This is a genomic window from Candidatus Bathyarchaeia archaeon (assembly GCA_035935655.1).
Lineage (GTDB): Archaea > Thermoproteota > Bathyarchaeia > 40CM-2-53-6 > 40CM-2-53-6 > 40CM-2-53-6.
This window is the reverse complement of sequence record DASYWW010000039.1, coordinates 24,921-42,244: the sequence shown is the minus strand read 5'-3', so window position 1 is coordinate 42,244 and position 17,324 is coordinate 24,921. Positions and strand designations below refer to the sequence as shown.

Genomic DNA, 17,324 nt, shown 5'->3' with positions numbered 1-17,324 from the left:
GCTTGTCTCAGTTCTTGATGAATCGGGCCATGAAATATCCTGTCTCGTGAATGTCAGGATTGAATCTTTGTGTGAGCTGATCCGAATCGAACCCTGCTTCTGCCAAAAATGGAACTTGCTGATCCAACACTAGTCCCAATTCCTTCTGTGCAAACTCCGCAACGTCTTCGCACTCTTCTTTGGTAATTGTGCAAACGCTGTACACGATTGTTCCATCTTTCTTGACGAGATGAGATGCAGCCGATAGAAACTGTTTTTGATATTCTGCTGAGCTGTCAACGTTCTTCGCTCTAGTCTCGATTGCGAGTTTCGGGACTATTCCCAGAGCGGTGCAGGGTGGATCGACTAATACTCGGTCGGCCTTGATGTTGTAATCTAGGTGAACGTATCTTGAATCGTGCGAAATGAGCTGGTAGTTGGCGCAACCCAGCCTTCGCATGAGTTCCCCTGCTTTCTGAATCTTCCGCTCATTGCGATCGAAACCGATTACTTTGGCTTGGTTCGAAGTCAGCTGGCAGATGTGACTTGTCTTTCCACCTGGCGCGCAGTTGAGGTCGACTATTGTCTCCCTAGGCTTCGGATCCAGGACATGGCTTGTCAGAATAGCCGGCAATGATTGGAGATGAATCTGCCCATTCGAGTACCATGGTGTGTCGATTATACTGGGCATGCCTGTTCTACTGCGAGTGGTCTCCACGGCCAAACCCTGCCGATAGGTCAAGATGCTTGTTTCACTTTGATGAGAGACGCCAGAACCTACCGGAGTTCCGTTCTCGTCGACCACTGTTACTTTCATCCCGGGCCGCAGCCTATGACATCTCTTCACACCCGGAGCATAGAGATGGGCCCCCAGTTGGACCGCCTCTGCGGCGAACCTGTCCGCCACCACAATACTCCCGTCGGTTTCTATCTTCGATCGTCGCGGATGAAGGAACCCGGCGTCATCCAGCCCCGGGTGAGCTTCTGCATGAAGACCTTTGGACAGCGTTGATTGGATGACATTGTCCCGTTCGGCTCTGAGAGTGTTTATTCGGAAATAGTATTTTGAGGGTGGCGCGGCCATCGCTGAGAGAACTCTATCGGTTCTCGGGCCGTATGTTTTACGGAGACGTTGTTCTAGTTCCGGATCTAGTCGCAATCGTTCCTCAGGAGGTTCGAGAAGCACTGTAGGGTCGCTTTACTGTCGGGCGGCTTTCTGGTTTAATTACCCTTGACCTTCGCTCGGGGAGCAGAAAAAGGTCCACTGGATGGCTAGAGTTGTTTTGGAACTGCGCTGCGTAAAATGCGCGGTCAAATTTGAGCGGACCTTCGAGGAGAGAAGAAGACAGCTCAACTATGCTGAGGGAGAGATGCTACAGCTCGACGAGAAAGCGTGCCCCAACCATTGTGGTGGAGACTGGTTTTCCATTGAAAAACAGCACCCGATTCGTAAATTCAAGCGTCGATTCTAGCTACCAGTCACGACGAGACCCAAGAAATCGCCCATTTTCAGCCCTGATCTCGAGTCTGATGCATCCCCAAACTCTCCCCCGAAAATCGTTCGGGAATATCCGGATAACTCCAGCAAACAGGTTTCCATCCAAGCCCGAATCACACCCCAAACCACCCATCTCGCCCAGAATCACTGCCAGACAGGAAATCTTCCGATCAAAAAGGGGGGTACTAGCGAGCGACCCTCGAGACGCGAGAGTGGTAGTCCCCGCAGACTTCCTGAAACAGGCGCGCTTTCAACGCACTATGTGGCCCCTATTCAGAAGCTCGTCTTCCCTGCCTAGGACCTTAGTTGGACCCGTCGCGTTCCGTGAGTTACTCAAGGCTTAAACTTGGTCTCTCACAGGCTAAAATTCGATACCTTACAGAAGAGATTGAATTTCGGGATATGGATTGAAAAAGACAGTCAAGAAAGGCCCTCAGTTGCTCAACGGCTTTCCCCACATTCCCTTCGACGAGTTTCCCCTCAAGAAGTCGGAAGACTTGGTTGTTCAGCTCGAGAAGAGCATGCCAGAAGGAGCAAAAGTGGAGGTTACACCGATGGATGACTCGCACCATTCTCCCTGCATGCAGGAAATGGTTGCGATAATGGTTCATGACATTGAAGAGGGAAAGGACTCCTCCGAGATCTACAGCATCTACCAGTTCTGCCCGGCCTGCCACGTCGCCGTCAGAGTCCTCTAGTCTGGCTATTCGAGGAAGATCACAGGTGTACGGTTCAGACATTCTAGCCCGTCCCTTAGGGTCATTTATCTCTGGGTCTACTTTCTGCCAGAGAAAACCAAAGCTCGGGTCGAGCGAAAAGAATAAGCCCTTTCGTCCACCAGCTGTAAGGAATTAGACTTGCCAAAACTCGTCAGTGACATCGGACACATCATCCTTCAAGTAGGAGACATGGACAAGGCGGTCAAACTATACTGTGACACGCTCGGATTCGAGCTCAAAGAGCACTCGCCTGAATGGAGCGTCATCGCCACAAGGCTGGGAGAGCTAACCCTATACAAAACCCCGAAAATTACACCGCTGGTTCTCCGAGACGGGAACAATACTCCGATCAGCCTTCACGTCCTCAGCTTCGAAAGTGCTGCGGAGCAATTGGAAAAGAAAGTATACTCCGTCAAACGGAAGGGGAAGAATTCAGGTACACTTACAGACCCTTGGGGAAACATGATCGAGCTGCACGATCATCGTAAGGCCTGATGTTTTCGTTTTTCCTCGATTTACCGGTTAATGGAAGCGTTTCATCTGGAGACACTTACTTCTTCATGAATGGCATGCCTTTCATCATAGGCCCACGTCGCTTCATCTGCTTCATCATCTTCCGCATCGTGAAATATTGGTTAACTAGCTCTCGCACTTCGCGCTCTGGCCGACCCGCACCTCGCGCTATCCTCTTCGATCTAGAGCTGTCGACCAATCGAGGCTCCTCCAGCTCCTTCTTGGTCATAGACTGAATGATGACTCTCCACGCTTTCATCTTCTCCTCCGCGACACCCAACTGTTCCTCAGGAAGACTCACACCACCCGGAATCATCTGCAACACTTTTCTCAATGGTCCCATCTTGCGAAGGTTCTCCATCTGATCATACATGTCCTTCAACGTAAAACGACCTTCCATGAACTGTTTGACTTTCGCCTCTGGAACCTGCACCTCCGCCTCTTTCACTTTCTCCAGAAGCGCGTTCAAATCGCCCATTCCCAAGAGCCGCCCGACAAAATCCGTTGGAACGAATTGCTCCAGGTCCTCGACTCGTTCTCCGGTTCCGATGAATTTGACCTTCGAGCCGGTCCCGGCGACGGCCGAGAGCGCTCCTCCTCCCTTCGCAGATCCATCCATCTTCGTCAGAAGCACCGACCCGACGGGAGTTGCTTCGTGGAAGGCCCGAGCTTGGGTAATCGCCTGCTGTCCAATAGTCGCGTCGATAGCCAACACGATCTCGTCGGGCTTCACAGCAGAAGCAATTCTCTTCATCTCGTCCATCAAGTCCCGCTCGTTCCTGTGCCGTCCCGCGGTATCGATAATCACCAAGTCAGTCTTCTCCTTCCGATAGTGGTCGAGACCATGCTTTGCGATTTCCTCGGGCTTCTTGTTGCCAGGCTCACCATAGACCGGAATCTCCACTGTTGCCGCTAATTGTTCCAATTGATCCAGAGCGCCCGGACGGTAAGTATCAGCGCCGACGATGCCGACTCTCAATCCTCTTTTTTGGAAGAACCGTGCCAGTTTCACCGAACTAGTAGTCTTTCCGGTACCCTGAATTCCGACGAGCATGAGTTTGCGGAATACTCCAGGTTGGACCTCGACCTTGGCCGGGTCTTGACCGACGAACTTCGTCATTTCTTCATATAGGACCTTCACAACGTGCTCCCGTCGAGTGATGCCTGGAGGAAGTTTCTCCTTGAGCGAACGATCTTCGACTGTCTTGGACAGCTGGAGAACAAGCTCGACGTTCACGTCAGCCTGCAAGAGCGTTCTCTGGAGGTCTTTCACCAGCTCCTTGATCGCCTTCTCGTCGACGTTCGGCATCCGCAGGAGCTTGCGGACAGCGTCCGTCAGAGAACGGCTGACTGTTTCCAAGACTACTCTCTTAACGTTCTCACGCGCTTCTTAACCTTCCCAAGGACAGCAGCGATTATCAACGGGAAACAGATAGTTGCATCACCGTAAACGTCGACAAACCTTCCTCCTTTCCGGATTTTCCTCCAGCTGATCGACTCAGCCAGTGGAGCACCGCTTAATCCTCCCGGCTCTGGTCTGTCCGCGGTTATCTGAACCGCCGCGTCAACTCCCTCTCGGAGAACACTGGCCAAGAGAGTGTGGTGTTTTGGCAATCCTCCTCCTAGAATCAGGACTCCGAGCTTTTTCGAGGTCATTGCCATCTCCACCATATTTGTCACATCTGCCATCGGATTCAACTGGAGCAACCCGGTTTGCGAGAAACTCCAGAGGCTGAGACCCAAGATCGAGTCCAGAAGCCCTGGCGAGAAGACCTTAACCTTGTTACGCGCGGCTTTGTATAGAATCGAATCTTTGTCACGCAAGAGGAGGCCGATTTTTCTCAGGATGTCCGAGAATGCCACCCCTCGCCTCTGATCAGCTGGAATTTTTCCCAGAAGTTTTCTGACGGTCTTGTCTAGAATCTGGAATGATTCTTCTTTAACAAAAATGTCCGCGATCCGACTATACCCTTTCTTGATCAGGAGACGGTCGTCAACTTGGAAGGTGCCCTGATAATGGTGTAGGCCAAGGGCCTCAATCACATCATGGGTCAAGTTCGCCCCCGTGGTCACGATCGCGTCGAGAAACCCTCGATCGATCAAATCTCCAATGAGCAGCCGAAACCCTGACGGAACCATCGGGCCAGCGAGAGTCAGGACGTTTGTATAGTCCGGCTCTCGGAACATGCCGTTGACAACATCAGCTGCCGCCCCGATTCGCCCCGCGCCCAGGACCCCGGTTGCGCTCATCTCTCGAACGAGAGCCTCGGCCGTCATTCCGGGCCACAGCCGCAGGTGTCTTACTGTTGCAGGACCTTTACTCGTGATGGATTACTCAGCCCTTTCGGCGGACGACCATATTCCGTCCCATGACGCTCCAGTACTCGACTTCAATTCCGGAAGCCATCTGTTTCTTCAAGTCCTCGTCATCAGGCATAGGTGTCTCGAATGTCTGATAATTCTCCATATCCATCACTTGGAGAAGATTTCCGGAGATAGAAAGAACCTGTCCCGTTCGCTTGTCTATGAGCGGGACCTCGGCTTTCCCATCAACGGGGCTGATGAGATTCCGCTTCTGGCCTGTGAACGCGCTTATCGCCACGATCCTTGCCTTTGCAGAGCCGTGCTTGCCAGGCTTGGATTTCTCGAACTCTACAATCCTGCAGGGTTCGCCATCAATGATGACGTACTGGCCAATCTTCAAACTGCCAACTTCGACCGGCTTGCTCAATGAAACTGCGTCCTAGAAGCTCGTCGGCTTGGACTTCCATCTAAAAGACTTCGCGTGATTCGGAGGCCATTGCTAGAGAATTCTTTTCAACTGGTCCATTCCAGCTTTCTACGATCTGTATAGTCATGCCCAAGGCGGTCGGCATCCTAGCCAAGAAAGGCTCGAAGGAAATCCTCAACGAAGCTAAGAAGATCCACGGGATTATCGAACAGCACGGCTTCAGATCAGTCCCAGACGAAGAACTAGCAAGAGCAGCGAAGATTCCCGGAGGCAAACCTCTCAGGCGAATGAGGATCGATCTCTTGGTCACGCTGGGAGGAGACGGGACCGTACTGAAGGCTGCTAAGGAGATGTCAAAACCCAAGACGCACATCCTCGCAGTCAACATGGGTCGCCGTGGCTACCTCACAGAAGTCGAACCATTCGAGTTCGACACTGCTTTCACCAAGTGGGAGAAAGGCATTTACGAACTGGAGGAGCAATGGAAACTCCTAGTGCTTCACAAGAACCAAGTTGTGGGCGAAGCACTCAACGAGGCACTCCTACTTCCAACCCTACCCGCGAAAATGCTCAACCTCAACCTAGCTTTGCGAGGCAAACAGGTTTTCCAAGCTCGCGCCGACGGAATCATTGTCTCCACCCCAACGGGTTCGACAGCCCACTCATTCTCAGCAGGAGGACCCGTTCTCGAAACCTCAATGGATAGTGTATCGCTAACTCTGATCGCCCCTCTCCAACCAGTCAGGTCCATCGTAGTACCAGTGAAGGCAGGCGTACAACTGCGGGTGGCAGAACCGGGTCCAAGCGCCAACCTTGTCATTGACGGTCGTCTTGAGAGGGAAATCAGAATCGGACAATCGCTATCGTTCAGAAAATCTGGCAACAGCACGTTTTTCGTCAGGTTCGGCGACTCATTCCTACAGAGGAGTCTCAGGAGACTGTCCTCCGAAAGGGAAAACGGTTGAAGGTGCTCGTCCTAGACACGTCAGCATTCATCATGGGCTTCAACCCAACCCGACGAGGAGAAGTGTACACGGTCCCCGCTGTAGAGGACGAGCTGTTGAGAGGGACGATAACACAGCTGCGATTTCATGTGAACAAGGAGAAGGGCAAGGTGATCCTCAGATTCCCATCTCCTCGGGCCATGGAATCCGTGGAGGCGATCAGCGCAAAAGCAGGTGAGAAAGGCCATGTTTCCCAAGCCGACCGAGAGGTTGTCGCCCTCGCTCTCGACCTGAAACAAGACGGGCAGGACCCCACGATAGTTAGCGATGACTATGCAGTGCAGAATATGGCCGAGCATCTTCGTCTCAACTATGGATCACTGGCCAATTTCGGAATCGCTCACAAGTTTGACTGGATAATGTATTGCCCCGCCTGTCATCGAAGATCCAGGGGACCCGAGAAGGCGTGTAGAGTGTGCGGAACAGAGCTGAAAAGGAAGGTATTATCTCGTTCCAAAATATCACGAGGCCAATCTGTGAGGTAAATCGCCTTCAGTAAGCGACATCAAAAAGACTACTCGTCTGATGCAACCAGGGTCACAGGCATCGGAGGCGTATTCTTCAAAGCCAAAGACCCAGGAAAACTAATGGCATGGTACACGAGTCATCTGGGGATCAAACTGGAAAGCAAAGAGTCTAGCACGACCATGTTTCAATGGTGAGAGAAAGACGATGCCAAACAAATTGGCTACACTGTTTGGTCAATCTTCCCACATGATACGAAGTATTTTGATCCGAGTGCGGCTCCTTTCATGATCAACTTCCGAGTTAGGGATCTCGACAGATTATTGGATCAGCTGAAGGGGGAAGGCGTAGAGGTCGATGAGAAGCGGGAAGAATATGACTATGGCAAGTTCGGATGGATCATCGACCCTGAAGGGAACCGGATTGAACTCTGGGAACCCAAAGGCGACGCTCCCCCAGAATGATTTGACTTTTACTGGACGTGAAGCACTTTCAGAACAATTAAATCCGGTAACCGGTCCCACATGCGAATGAGAAAGCCTTGTTGAAGACAGAAACAACCATTTACGATGACATGTCGAAGGGGCACGTTGACCCTTCGAAATGGAAGATCCTCAGCTTTCCCATGGGAAACGGGGAGAACTGGACATGGGAAGAACCCAAGGCTAGAACTTCGTCCCGAAATGGTGGTCTAGCTCTAACAGTAGATCCATTCACGCGGAAACACGACACGATCCACATGTTTGACGATCCCAAACAACTATACGGGTCCACCAGAACCTTTCCTGTATCGCGTGATCAGGTAACTGTTTTCGAAGCTGATATGGGAGCCGAAACCTACAGAAGCAACGCCGATGATCTACAGGATGCGTTCGCAGGCCTTATACTCATGGATTTCTCGACGGGCATGATATTTGACTTCATCACGACCGGGAAAAAAATAGGAGCAATCTATGAGCGACTCCTGATCCCTGGCGTTACAGATGAGAAGACGGCGTTCACATACGTTATTGAGGCACCGTTTTCAGGAGTCCGAACGAAGCCCGAAATGATGCACCACTACACTGTCAGAATCGACGCGGAGAAGAAGCGGGCGGAATGGATTGTTGATGGTAAGACGTTCTTCAAGACGGAGAGCCTTCCAGTCGCTCCCAAAGATATCATGGTGGGCTGGGGACTCTTCACACTCAAGCCGGTCGACCCGGAGAAGGGAAGTATGTCGGTGCACGGGCAGGGCGCCACTGGCATCTGGAAGAATTTCAGATACTCCATTCCATGATTGAGCACCGTCTCCTCCAATCATGAGTTCGACGTCCTAGGCGATTATTCTCGGCGCATCGCTCACCATACTGATTACTGAGTCATATTTCCAGGGTCCCTTGGGCAATGTTGAGGTCCTCCTCCTAAGATCCAAAAGGCCGAGGGACCCGAGTTTCTGAACGAGCCAGGCAGCGTAGGCAGGCGACCCTGTTGCGCCAGGTGAGTTATAGTTTGTAATGTGATATGAAAACGGACCCATGATTTCGATAGCTTCCTTGATGAAGTTCCCATGCCGATCTATCACTTGCGCGCGTACGCCTGCAATTCCCGGTCTCGTCAAGTAATCTAGTTTGAGTTCCGGAATGAACTCTTGGGCTCTTCGTGCCATTTCTGACTTGAAAATGGATGATTTCCATTCCTCTCCCGCTAAGGTCAGGAAATCTTTGTTGAAAAGAAGAGCTGCCTTATTCACCATGGGAGGTTCGAGGATCTTCTGCAACGCTTGTATCGGGTTTTTGAAAAAACCTGTGTAAGTGTATGGTCCCGCGACCGGGACAGCGTTGGGCCCGATCTCTCGACGACCATCAGCACGACATATCCAGTGTGGATCAAGAAATGGCAATTCTGGATGCTGTGCTACAGTGTAGATATTTCTAGAAGCTAGGTATGACCATTCTTGTCCAACTTCCCAGTATTCTCCCCGGAAGTTGAGGTCGGCATATTCTCTTCCAAGGCCTAGCATGTGAGCTATGCGCACTGAGTTTCCTCCCGCGCAATTTACGAGGAACCGGGTTCGAATCGCTTCTCCGCCGTGTTTCGGCTGGATTTCCAAGAAATTCTTGGTTACTTTGATCGATTTGACCTCGAAGCCGAGAATGAATTTGACTCCTTCGCGTTCCGCGTCTCCGCGTAGGGAGCGTGTGAACGAGGGGTAGTCGACTGAGGTGTCCGTCTTCGACCATATTGCCCCGTGCCCTTTTACGTGTGGCTCGAGCCTTCGCACTTCCTTTGCGGTGAGAACTTCCAGCTCGTCCTCTCCCATCCCATTCTCCACGCCCCAGTGATAGTACTTCTCCACCCGTTTTAGATCATCCTCTCGCGTCGCAACTTCCAGTGTCGTCACCGGTAGCCAGGGCAGGCCTCGTTCTTTCGCGTATGATTTCCACATTCCGTAGGCTGCTTGCGATGATCGTGCAAAGACTCGGCGTTTGATGGGGTCCAAGTAGAATGGACGGTGGACGACGCCAGTATTCCTCTTGGAAGTGTGAACTGCTACCTGTTGTTCTTTCTCGATAACTGCGATTCGGCCCTCGTACTGGTTCGCTAGCCAGTAGGAAACTGAGGTCCCGAGTATTCCCCCGCCAATGATGGTCACGTCCCACGGTTCCAGTGACGCCAAGAGACCTTACTCACTGGAGAGAATGTTCGGTATGCTATATTCGGGTTATGCATTACTTTCCTGAATTGGACGGAACCCACATTCTAGCAAACTGTAGATACTCGGCCTCTATTTTGCCTCCAGTCTTTAGGTAGAGTAGGGCTCCCGGCGCCAGACTGTCTAAGTAGGAGAAGGTGTAGACAATCATCTTTCTTTGGCCCAAGTTCTTCGCCCGTTTGGCGGTCTCAGACATCAGAGTGGAGCCGATTCTCTTTCCCCGATGCTCTGGGAGGACAAACGCTCCTCGGAACCAAGCTATTCTCGGTTCATAGTAGTCAGGGATAATTCCTACTAACCCTACCGGTTCTTTGTTTAGTCTAGCGAGAATCCATTTGGCTCCGTGCGAGCTTTCCTCCTTGAATGATTCGGAAACAGCGAGCTTGCCGCTTTCCTCCTCCGTCCGCCAGTCCCAGTAGGGACTCGACGCCTGGAAAAGCAAACTGCTAGCGGTATCCATGGTCTCGTCTGAGACCTCCTCCATTTCAAGCCTAGAGTTCGCAGCTTCTGGGATATCATCTACCTGCCAGCTTATCCGAAAATCTCTTCTAAGCGGCTTGAACCCAAACTTCTTGTAAATCTCAACGTAGGGCTGTATCGCCGGAGTAGTCGCTCTCAGGAATTCTGGTCCTTTTTGATTCCACGTACTTGATTGCTTTTTCGAGGAGACTCTCTCCGACCTTTGTCTGGAGCATTGCGGGTCTGATGCTTAGGTATCTTATCACAAACCACTTGTCTCGGGGAAGTCTTGTGGCAGCCACGCATCCGATTGGCGCTCCGTTCTCCTCTGCAATGAAGCATCCATCCGGGTCGAATCGCTCTGACGAAAGGACCGCCATTGTCCGTGGCACGTTGGCAAAGCTGCCGAAAGCATCGTTCAGAACGTCAAGCAATATGTGACTCGTCACCGTGAGAGAAGGTTCTGACTGAACCGCTTGATGGTTTTTCGACGCGCTGTTTCGGCCACTTTCAGGGTTTTCCCTTGAGTCTTATGTTTCTGAGAATGGCCCAATATGCGAGGGCTCCGATTATTGCGAGCGGAAGCGAACTCGCAATCAGATTTGTTAGCGCGACGCTGTCGAGAGGATTTCCAGCGAAGGCCGAGTTTCGGAGAACGCCCGCAGCGAGGCTAAGAGGGTTGTATTCCGCTATCGTTGCAACAGGTGCTGGGAGATACTTGGCTATGGTTGTTGCGGGATAGAATATGGTGCTGAGCGTGACCATCGATACTTGGAGGGCCTGAGCGTAGACCCAGTAGATCTCCCCTCTTCGGGATATGCTTGCGAAGAAAGCGGCTAGACCAGCGATTCCTGTCGAGAGAACGAACAGGAAGGGAATGAGTACGAGGGCGTACAATATTCCCTGAATGGGAATTGAGCTGGCTCCAAGGAGTGTGAGCGCAAGATACGCGATGACCAGTAGCGCGCCCGAGTATACTATTCCGCCGAGGCCGCCAGAAATGATGTAGGCTCCTACGAGGCCTCTTGTCCGTATTGGTAGCGTTAGATAGTATTGCACGACTCCCTCTCGGAGGGCGAGCCAGATTCGTCGGCCCGTGTCAGTTGCCGCAGAAAACAAGCCGACCACAACGATCCCAGGGACCAGGAACTGAAAATACGAAACGCCTGCAACCTTGGAAGGAATCACTCTTCCATACACAAGGCCAACGACAAGCATGTCGGAAAGGCTTAGGCTTATCAGGACAGCCATCAACCATTTCGTGCGGAAGAAATACGAGAAGTCTGTCCGTGCGATACGCACGAGCCTAGAGAGTTGACTCAGGCCGCCTTCACTCCCTCTATGACCTTGTCGACTATTCTCGCGCTCAGCGATAGAGTTCCGACCGCAACTCCTGTGACAACCGCTGCGGCGAGAACGGGATTGATGAGGAACTCGGGATCGAAGCCCAGGACCCATCTTGTCAGGTCTGCTCCGTAGGTCAAGGGGCTGAATACCGAGATCGGTGAGTAGAAATTGGGCATGAAGATGAGCGGGTAGAAAACCGTGCTGAACCGGACGATCAATGCTGATAGCCCGGCGAGGAATGCGCTGTAGATGTCTACGGACTTGAATGCGATGAACGACATTGACACCATTATTCCAGTGATTCCTAGCCCGAGGAGAAACATCGAAATCAGCGCGAACACTGCCCCCTGAATTGTCAAGTCGCCGACAAACCATAGGACACCGAGCAGAGGTGGCAGAACCTTGATCATCGTATTCGCGACCCCATAGATAGCCTGGGCTGCCAGGAATCCTCCACGTGAGACTGGCAGCGAGAGAAAGTATGGTAGTTCTCCTTCGTGAGCGTGCTCGACGAAGTGTCGGCCCACATCAGCTCCTGAATCGAATACTGTAATGACCATTAGTCCTATCGCATAGAAGAAGAGATAGTTCGGGACGGCGGTCGATACCAGCTTTGACATCAAAGATCCATACACAGCAATCTGCAATCCGAACAGGGCCCAAGCTAGTACGAACCAGGTTCTCTCCGATAACAGAATCCTGACGTTGTATGCTGCGAGTGTCAACACGCGGTTCATGGCTGGTCCGCCAAGGCTTTGCCCGTAAAGTGTAGGAACACATCGTCTAAGGAAGGTTCCGTTATCCGGATCGAAGCGATCTTAGCACCCGCGACATAGCTGGCGGATGTCATCTTCGGAACCCAATCTTCTGCTTTCGAGACCTTCGCCCGCAGTTGATTACCTTCAGATGAAAGGGACACGTCGCCGCCGAGCCCGTTGAGGTCGTCAACGAGTTTCCCAGAAACAGGGTCCTCAAAGTCGACTTCGACAATATCTCCGCCAGCGATTGCGTCTTTCAGCTTCGGAATCGTGTCGCATACCACCCTTTGGCCCTGGTGCAGTATCGTGACTCTGTCCGCAAGGTACTCTGCCTCTCGCACCTCGTTCGTGGCCACGATGATCGTGGAGCCTTGGTCTCTCAGCTCGCGGATCTTGTCCCAGATCTTCCTCTTACCACGCAGATCCACTTGGCTCGTGGGCTCATCAAAAATCGCCAGTTTGGGTTTTTGAATGAGAACTTTGGCGGTCTCTAGCCGTTTCGCTTGACCACCAGATAGATGCATGAACATCTTGTCGCGTGACTCCCAAAGCTCCAGGTCCTTCATCGTCCGCTCGATCAAGTCTTGACGTTTCGCTGGGTCGATATCGAACATGGACGCATGGAAGCGCAGGATCGAGGAAGGTTTGTGACGCCAGAACCCCCGTGCTTCCTGGAACGCTATTCCCATAACCTCTCGGACCTTGGTCCCCTCTTCCACGACATCAATCCCCACAACTTTGGCAGTGCCTGATGTCGGCTTGAGAATCGTGCAGAGGATCATCAGGAGGGTGGTCTTGCCGGAGCCGTTCGGGCCTAGAATTACCATTATCTCGCCCTCGCTGACCGTAAAGTTTAGGCCACGGAGGGCGTCAGTCTTCCCGTACCTCTTCGAGAGGTCTAGCGTTTCCACTGCAAACAAGCTTGGGAAGCGTTCGTTCGTCAATATGGGCGATAAAAATGTTGAACCAGCGCCACTTGGATCCAACTAGGGTCCAAGCTGGCGAATCCGAAGAACGTTATCAACCAGAGGCACAATGCGGTGAATATGAAATTCGGCGTGGGTGTCCCGAACTACGGCGAATCATCGTCGCCCGAAGCTCTCCGTACAGTAGCCTCGGAGGCCGAACGCGCCGGCTGTGACTCTCTCTGGACCACCGACCATATCCTGATGCCAACAAACAGCGGGACTCCCTACGAGAAAATATTCGACAGTATAACTACAATATCCTATCTTGCAGGGATTACCAACCGTGCAAGGCTGGGAATATCATCACTCGTCATGGCGATCCGAAATCCTGTTGTCATTGCCAAACAACTCGCTACTATTGACAACCTCAGCGGCGGAAGACTCGTGCTGGCAACGAGTGCCGGATGGAACGAGAAAGAATTCGTCCATCTAGGATCAGACTTCCACAACCGAGGCAGGAGGCTTGACGCGTCGATTCGACTGATAAGAGCGCTCTGGAAGGGAGAGACAAGTTTCAAGAGCCGTATTCTGGGGATCGAATTCAACGATGCCGTCTTCGAGCCTCACCCGATTCAGAAGCGTCTTACGATGTGGATTGGTGGAACTAGCAAAGCCGCAATGAAACGAGCCGCAACCCTCGGTGATGCCTGGCATCCCAACGCCCAACCCCTCGATCAATTCGCAAAACTCGTCGCAGACTTCGGGAAGGTCTCTCCAGAAGCGAAAACCAAAGCGATCTGCGTTCGAATCGGCATAAACACAAAGGCTGAGCAGTCCGAGTACAAATCCCCCCAGGGCGAGAGACGCATAATGCTATCTGGAAACCAGGCTCAAAACAAGAAAATACTCTCGGGTCTCGAACAGCTCGGAGTTACTTACCTTGTTGCCGTGCCTAGCCCAGACGGAAAAGTAAATGTGGCAAACCAGGTAGAATCGATCAAGACATTATCGAAACTTCTCAGCTGATAGGCAGACGAGCGAGTGGCTTATCCAAAGTTCTTTAACCCCGATCGATTCCAAACGATTCCTGTTACTAGAATGCTTCCTACCGCCGGCGTGAATCGCGTCTTCGGTTTATTAGATCTTTTGAAAGCGTACAATGGAAAGGCTGACATCGCAACTCTTACCATCGACCTTCGCATCGACCTTGACGAGCTACTGCCCATCATCGACACAGCCGAGTACCTCGGTCTCGTCACCGTCAAGGAGGGTGAGATATCGTTGACAGAGCTGGGCACAAAAGCGCTCAACAGCAGGATAGCTGAACGAAAGAAGCTCGTTCATCAGCGCTTGGAAACCCTTGAGCCCTTCTCCGACATCGCAAAACTGCTCAAAGAACAGGGACAAGTCACCCGCTTCACGCTCGCCCGTTTCATCAGCTCCAAGTATGGACCCACTCTCGACATACCAACGTTGATCAGCATAATCATCAGCTGGGGAGTCTTCACAGGCTTGTTCGGCTACGATGGACAATCGGAAAGATTGCTGCCGAAGACCCACAGCCACTAACTGATCTTCGAAATTATTCGGTCCGCAAGGTCATAGAGTACCGGGTCCCGAGGACTCCTCGGACGCTCAAGATCGATCTTAACATCATCAACTATCTTCGCTGGCCGTGCACTCAATACGATCACCCTATCAGCCATCTCAACGGCCTCCTGCACGTTATGGGTGACCATAATCACCGAACCAGTCGGATAGGCCGGGTCTCTCCAGATGTCCAAGACTTCACGTCGCAAGTTCTCCGCTGTCAGGGCATCGAGACTTGAGAACGGCTCATCCATCAACAACACCTCCGGCTGGAGTGCGAGGGCCCGGGCTATTCCAACTCGTTGCTTCATACCCCCAGAGAGCTCCTTCGGATAGGACGATTCGAATCCTTCCAACCCGACATCCTGAATATATTTCTGGGCGATCTTCAACTGCTCCTCCTTGTGAATTGATTCTGATGAAATCGCCATCAAGACGTTTCCAAGCACAGTCTTCCACGGTATGAGGGCGAATGTTTGGAAGATTACACCTATCTTCGGGCTTGGACTTGTGATCGGTTGGCCATGAAAGAGAACTTGGCCGCTTGTCGGTTTGTCAAGTCCGTCGATTATTCGCAGAAGTGTACTCTTTCCACACCCAGAAGGTCCGACTATGCAGAGGAACTCTTTGTAGACGTCGAATGAAATATGGTCGAGCACGGTTGTGCTCTTACCCTCACCGGGATAGATCTTTGCAATTTCCTTGACTTGGAGTATCGGCCCTGTTGCTTGGCTCAACAAGTTATCCCTCAAACTTGTATCTGTCAGCCTTTCGCAGCAATCGCCGCCAAACCAGCCGGTTGATAATCAAGACCGTTGCCGTCATGACCAATAGGGCTGCGTAGATCTCAAGGGGGGCAAGTACTGGGTCCTTTGTTGATAGCGTGGCCTTAACCAGAAATGAACCTAGCCCAGGAACATTGGCGTCAGATCCGATGTACTCGGAGACTATGAGCGCGTTCCAGCCTCCGCCCCATGCCTGTATGCTCCCGATGAGTATTGCGGGAAATGAGGCGGGAATTAGAATCTCCTTGACGAAACGCCCTCCTCGAATCCTGTAGGCCGCAGCCGCCTCCAAGAGGTCGTTAGGAACGCTATTCACTGCTCCGACGATATTGAACAGCAGATACCACTGCATGCCGGTTAGGATCAAGAGCACTGATGCAAGGTTGAGGGTGAAACCCAGGTAGGGGGAGCTCTTGAAAGGGTTAACGAGAAGTATCACGACGATAGGAAACAAGGCTGTTGCAGGAATAGACTGTCCAATATCAAAGACCGGCACGAGCAATCTGGATAACCTTTGGCTTCTCGCTATCAGTATGCCTGCTGCCAGAGTCCATGAAAGGGCAATGGCATATGCTGTGACGAGTCTAGAGACTGATAGAAGGGTAAGAACGATCAGTTCGAGGGCTGTCACGTCAGTTGCAAGGAGGGAAATGCCGTTGGCAATCGATTGGGATCGTGACATTATCGTAACAATGAGGCCCAAAAGAACGAGTCCGATGAATATCCCATAGCTGAGCAGTCTGCCCCATAACGGTATCCTGCTGATTCGTTCCGGAAATCTCAGTCGCTCGGTTATGTGGCGTATGCGTCGCAAACGGGTCAACTCCAGAACTCTAGCCGTGTAGGATCTCTCTGACTTGAAGAACGAGAGTACAGGCGAAACTAGACGGTCTTCGTATTTTCTCACGCCTACTGCTACAGAGTTCTGTCTTGTCGCTGTTGTTCTGGGTGCGGCTATCGTTTCGTATTTGTATTTCTCAGCCCTAGTTCCAAGGGGCTTCCAGACCAATCGATCAATGGCGAAAATTATCCCAACTAGGACAATTAGGCCGAAAAGCGCTGAGCCTAGGTCGGACGTGGCTGCCGCCACAGAGATGTACTTCCCTATCCCGGGCAGATCGACACTCGTAGAACCGAACGATACATGTTCCTCTATGGGTATCAAGTACCATCCCCCACCCCATGCAAGTATACTACTCCAGACCAGCTCCGGGAATACTGCTGGAAGAACGATCTGGCGTAGATATCGAGTTCCGTGCATGCCGTAGGCGTGGGCAGCTTCCTTGAGGTCGTTGGGAATAGCGTTTATTCCAGCGATGACTCCGAACGTCGGTGCCCAAGCCATTGCTGTGAAAATCAGAATTATCGAGGCGATTTCTTGGTTGAATTCGGGAGGAGTAAGCCCGCTTCCACTTCCTAGAATCAAGAGAAAGACAACGGGCAGAACCCCGAGAACTGGGACTGATTGGAATATGTCTAGAAGTGGGAGTAACACGTGGGAGGCGCGGTGGCTCATCGCCGTGGTAATGCCGAAGGCCAACGCAAAGGCGAGCGCGAATCCGTAAGCAACAGACATCCGCGTCAAGGTTCGAAACGCGAAATAGGGAATGCTGGGGGTCAAATTGTTGGACATGATCGAGTTGGCGGCACCGTTGACGATTGTTTCGACAATTAGCAGACCGATTGCCACGATCGCTATCGCGATTAGAAGAATCTGTGTAAAGAGGGTGGTCTTTTCTCCGGCCGAGGATGAGATAATGCGTCTTCTAAGGCTCGGCCTTGGCACATGCAAAATGAACTCTATCCGATATTCTTAGAAAAGTGGACGGTTGGCTTTCGTTATAAAAGGGCACTCGGACTTGACGATTCGAGT

General features: G+C 51.9%; 21 protein-coding genes. 9 read left to right on the top strand and 12 right to left on the bottom strand.

Annotated elements, in window-relative coordinates; translation table 11 throughout:
* Positions 1-7 precede the first annotated feature (7 nt).
* Positions 8-1,165 carry an RsmB/NOP family class I SAM-dependent RNA methyltransferase gene (locus VGS11_06930; GenBank protein HEV2119818.1) on the bottom strand — a complete coding sequence of 386 codons (1,158 nt, stop codon included), beginning with the start codon at positions 1,163-1,165 and terminating at the stop codon, positions 8-10.
* Positions 1,166-1,247: 82 nt separating this feature from the next.
* On the opposite strand from VGS11_06930, the gene VGS11_06925 reads away from it, so the two are divergent.
* From VGS11_06925 to VGS11_06915, 3 genes are all read left to right on the top strand, one after another.
* The gene (locus VGS11_06925; protein HEV2119817.1) at positions 1,248-1,451 is read left to right on the top strand and encodes a hypothetical protein; all 204 of its coding nucleotides are present in this window, start codon (positions 1,248-1,250) and stop codon (positions 1,449-1,451) included.
* A gap of 433 nt (positions 1,452-1,884) precedes the next feature.
* Positions 1,885-2,175: a hypothetical protein gene (locus VGS11_06920; GenBank protein HEV2119816.1), complete on the top strand. Its 291-nt coding sequence runs from the start codon at positions 1,885-1,887 to the stop codon at positions 2,173-2,175.
* 159 nt (positions 2,176-2,334) lie between these two features.
* On the top strand, positions 2,335-2,691 hold the full coding sequence (locus VGS11_06915; GenBank protein ID HEV2119815.1) for a VOC family protein: 357 nt from the start codon (positions 2,335-2,337) through the stop codon (positions 2,689-2,691).
* Positions 2,692-2,746: 55 nt separating this feature from the next.
* Here the strand turns inward: VGS11_06915 and VGS11_06910 are convergent, their stop codons facing one another.
* The 3 genes from VGS11_06910 to VGS11_06900 are packed head-to-tail and all read right to left on the bottom strand — an operon-like array spanning position 2,747 to position 5,440.
* Complete coding sequence (locus VGS11_06910) at positions 2,747-4,069, bottom strand: signal recognition particle protein Srp54 (GenBank protein ID HEV2119814.1); 1,323 nt, start codon at positions 4,067-4,069, stop codon at positions 2,747-2,749.
* Positions 4,070-4,071: 2 nt separating this feature from the next.
* On the bottom strand, positions 4,072-4,986 hold the full coding sequence (locus VGS11_06905) for a deoxyhypusine synthase family protein (GenBank protein ID HEV2119813.1): 915 nt from the start codon (positions 4,984-4,986) through the stop codon (positions 4,072-4,074).
* A 58-nt stretch (positions 4,987-5,044) separates the two neighbouring features.
* Entirely contained in the window at positions 5,045-5,440 is a 396-nt protein-coding gene (locus tag VGS11_06900; protein ID HEV2119812.1) for a translation initiation factor IF-5A, read from the bottom strand.
* Positions 5,441-5,565: 125 nt separating this feature from the next.
* Between VGS11_06900 and VGS11_06895 the strand changes: the two genes are divergently transcribed.
* The 4 genes from VGS11_06895 (at position 5,566) to VGS11_06880 (ending at position 8,188) form a co-directional block, all read left to right on the top strand.
* Complete coding sequence (locus VGS11_06895; GenBank protein HEV2119811.1) at positions 5,566-6,405, top strand: NAD(+)/NADH kinase; 840 nt, start codon at positions 5,566-5,568, stop codon at positions 6,403-6,405.
* A gap of 2 nt (positions 6,406-6,407) precedes the next feature.
* Positions 6,408-6,929 carry a DNA-binding protein gene (locus VGS11_06890; protein HEV2119810.1) on the top strand — a complete coding sequence of 174 codons (522 nt, stop codon included), beginning with the start codon at positions 6,408-6,410 and terminating at the stop codon, positions 6,927-6,929.
* A 267-nt stretch (positions 6,930-7,196) separates the two neighbouring features.
* On the top strand, positions 7,197-7,373 hold the full coding sequence (locus tag VGS11_06885; protein HEV2119809.1) for a VOC family protein: 177 nt from the start codon (positions 7,197-7,199) through the stop codon (positions 7,371-7,373).
* Positions 7,374-7,453: 80 nt separating this feature from the next.
* Entirely contained in the window at positions 7,454-8,188 is a 735-nt protein-coding gene (locus tag VGS11_06880) for a DUF6081 family protein (protein ID HEV2119808.1), read from the top strand.
* Positions 8,189-8,224: 36 nt separating this feature from the next.
* Here VGS11_06880 and VGS11_06875 read toward each other — a convergent pair whose 3' ends face one another.
* From VGS11_06875 to VGS11_06850, 6 genes are all read right to left on the bottom strand, one after another.
* A complete protein-coding gene (locus VGS11_06875; protein HEV2119807.1) occupies positions 8,225-9,568 on the bottom strand; it encodes an FAD-dependent oxidoreductase in 1,344 nt (447 codons plus the stop codon).
* 52 nt (positions 9,569-9,620) lie between these two features.
* The gene (locus VGS11_06870; GenBank protein ID HEV2119806.1) at positions 9,621-10,088 is read right to left on the bottom strand and encodes a GNAT family N-acetyltransferase; all 468 of its coding nucleotides are present in this window, start codon (positions 10,086-10,088) and stop codon (positions 9,621-9,623) included.
* 97 nt (positions 10,089-10,185) lie between these two features.
* The gene (locus VGS11_06865) at positions 10,186-10,497 is read right to left on the bottom strand and encodes a GNAT family N-acetyltransferase (protein HEV2119805.1); all 312 of its coding nucleotides are present in this window, start codon (positions 10,495-10,497) and stop codon (positions 10,186-10,188) included.
* A gap of 76 nt (positions 10,498-10,573) precedes the next feature.
* Positions 10,574-11,314 (bottom strand): hypothetical protein, encoded by a 741-nt coding sequence (locus VGS11_06860; GenBank protein ID HEV2119804.1) that lies wholly within the window; start codon positions 11,312-11,314, stop codon positions 10,574-10,576.
* Between the two features lie 68 nt (positions 11,315-11,382).
* Complete coding sequence (locus VGS11_06855; GenBank protein ID HEV2119803.1) at positions 11,383-12,147, bottom strand: hypothetical protein; 765 nt, start codon at positions 12,145-12,147, stop codon at positions 11,383-11,385.
* Complete coding sequence (locus VGS11_06850) at positions 12,144-13,079, bottom strand: ATP-binding cassette domain-containing protein (GenBank protein ID HEV2119802.1); 936 nt, start codon at positions 13,077-13,079, stop codon at positions 12,144-12,146. The genes VGS11_06855 and VGS11_06850 overlap by 4 nt, the downstream gene beginning before the upstream one ends.
* Before the next feature lie 135 nt (positions 13,080-13,214).
* On the opposite strand from VGS11_06850, the gene VGS11_06845 reads away from it, so the two are divergent.
* Positions 13,215-14,102, top strand: a complete 888-nt coding sequence (locus VGS11_06845; protein HEV2119801.1) for a TIGR03619 family F420-dependent LLM class oxidoreductase — start codon at positions 13,215-13,217, stop codon at positions 14,100-14,102.
* Positions 14,103-14,222: 120 nt separating this feature from the next.
* Positions 14,223-14,645, top strand: a complete 423-nt coding sequence (locus VGS11_06840) for an AAA-associated domain-containing protein (GenBank protein ID HEV2119800.1) — start codon at positions 14,223-14,225, stop codon at positions 14,643-14,645.
* Here the strand turns inward: VGS11_06840 and VGS11_06835 are convergent.
* Together VGS11_06835 and VGS11_06830 are read right to left on the bottom strand one after the other, a co-directional pair.
* Positions 14,642-15,403 carry an ABC transporter ATP-binding protein gene (locus VGS11_06835; protein ID HEV2119799.1) on the bottom strand — a complete coding sequence of 254 codons (762 nt, stop codon included), beginning with the start codon at positions 15,401-15,403 and terminating at the stop codon, positions 14,642-14,644. The genes VGS11_06840 and VGS11_06835 overlap by 4 nt on opposite strands.
* 4 nt (positions 15,404-15,407) lie before the next feature.
* Complete coding sequence (locus tag VGS11_06830; protein HEV2119798.1) at positions 15,408-17,237, bottom strand: ABC transporter permease subunit; 1,830 nt, start codon at positions 17,235-17,237, stop codon at positions 15,408-15,410.
* Between the last annotated feature and the right edge of the window lie 87 nt (positions 17,238-17,324).

Bases quoted from the DNA above. Each gene is read 5' to 3' on its own strand.
- VGS11_06925 (HEV2119817.1), top strand. From the start codon at position 1,248: ATGGCTAGAGTTGTTTTGGAACTGCGCTGCGTAAAATGCGCGGTCAAA.
- VGS11_06905 (HEV2119813.1), bottom strand. From the start codon at position 4,986: ATGACGGCCGAGGCTCTCGTTCGAGAGATGAGCGCAACCGGGGTCCTG.
- VGS11_06895 (HEV2119811.1), top strand. From the start codon at position 5,566: ATGCCCAAGGCGGTCGGCATCCTAGCCAAGAAAGGCTCGAAGGAAATC.
- VGS11_06885 (HEV2119809.1), top strand. From the start codon at position 7,197: ATGATCAACTTCCGAGTTAGGGATCTCGACAGATTATTGGATCAGCTG.
- VGS11_06870 (HEV2119806.1), bottom strand. From the start codon at position 10,088: ATGGAGGAGGTCTCAGACGAGACCATGGATACCGCTAGCAGTTTGCTT.
- VGS11_06860 (HEV2119804.1), bottom strand. From the start codon at position 11,314: ATGGCTGTCCTGATAAGCCTAAGCCTTTCCGACATGCTTGTCGTTGGC.
- VGS11_06855 (HEV2119803.1), bottom strand. From the start codon at position 12,147: ATGAACCGCGTGTTGACACTCGCAGCATACAACGTCAGGATTCTGTTA.
- VGS11_06845 (HEV2119801.1), top strand. From the start codon at position 13,215: ATGAAATTCGGCGTGGGTGTCCCGAACTACGGCGAATCATCGTCGCCC.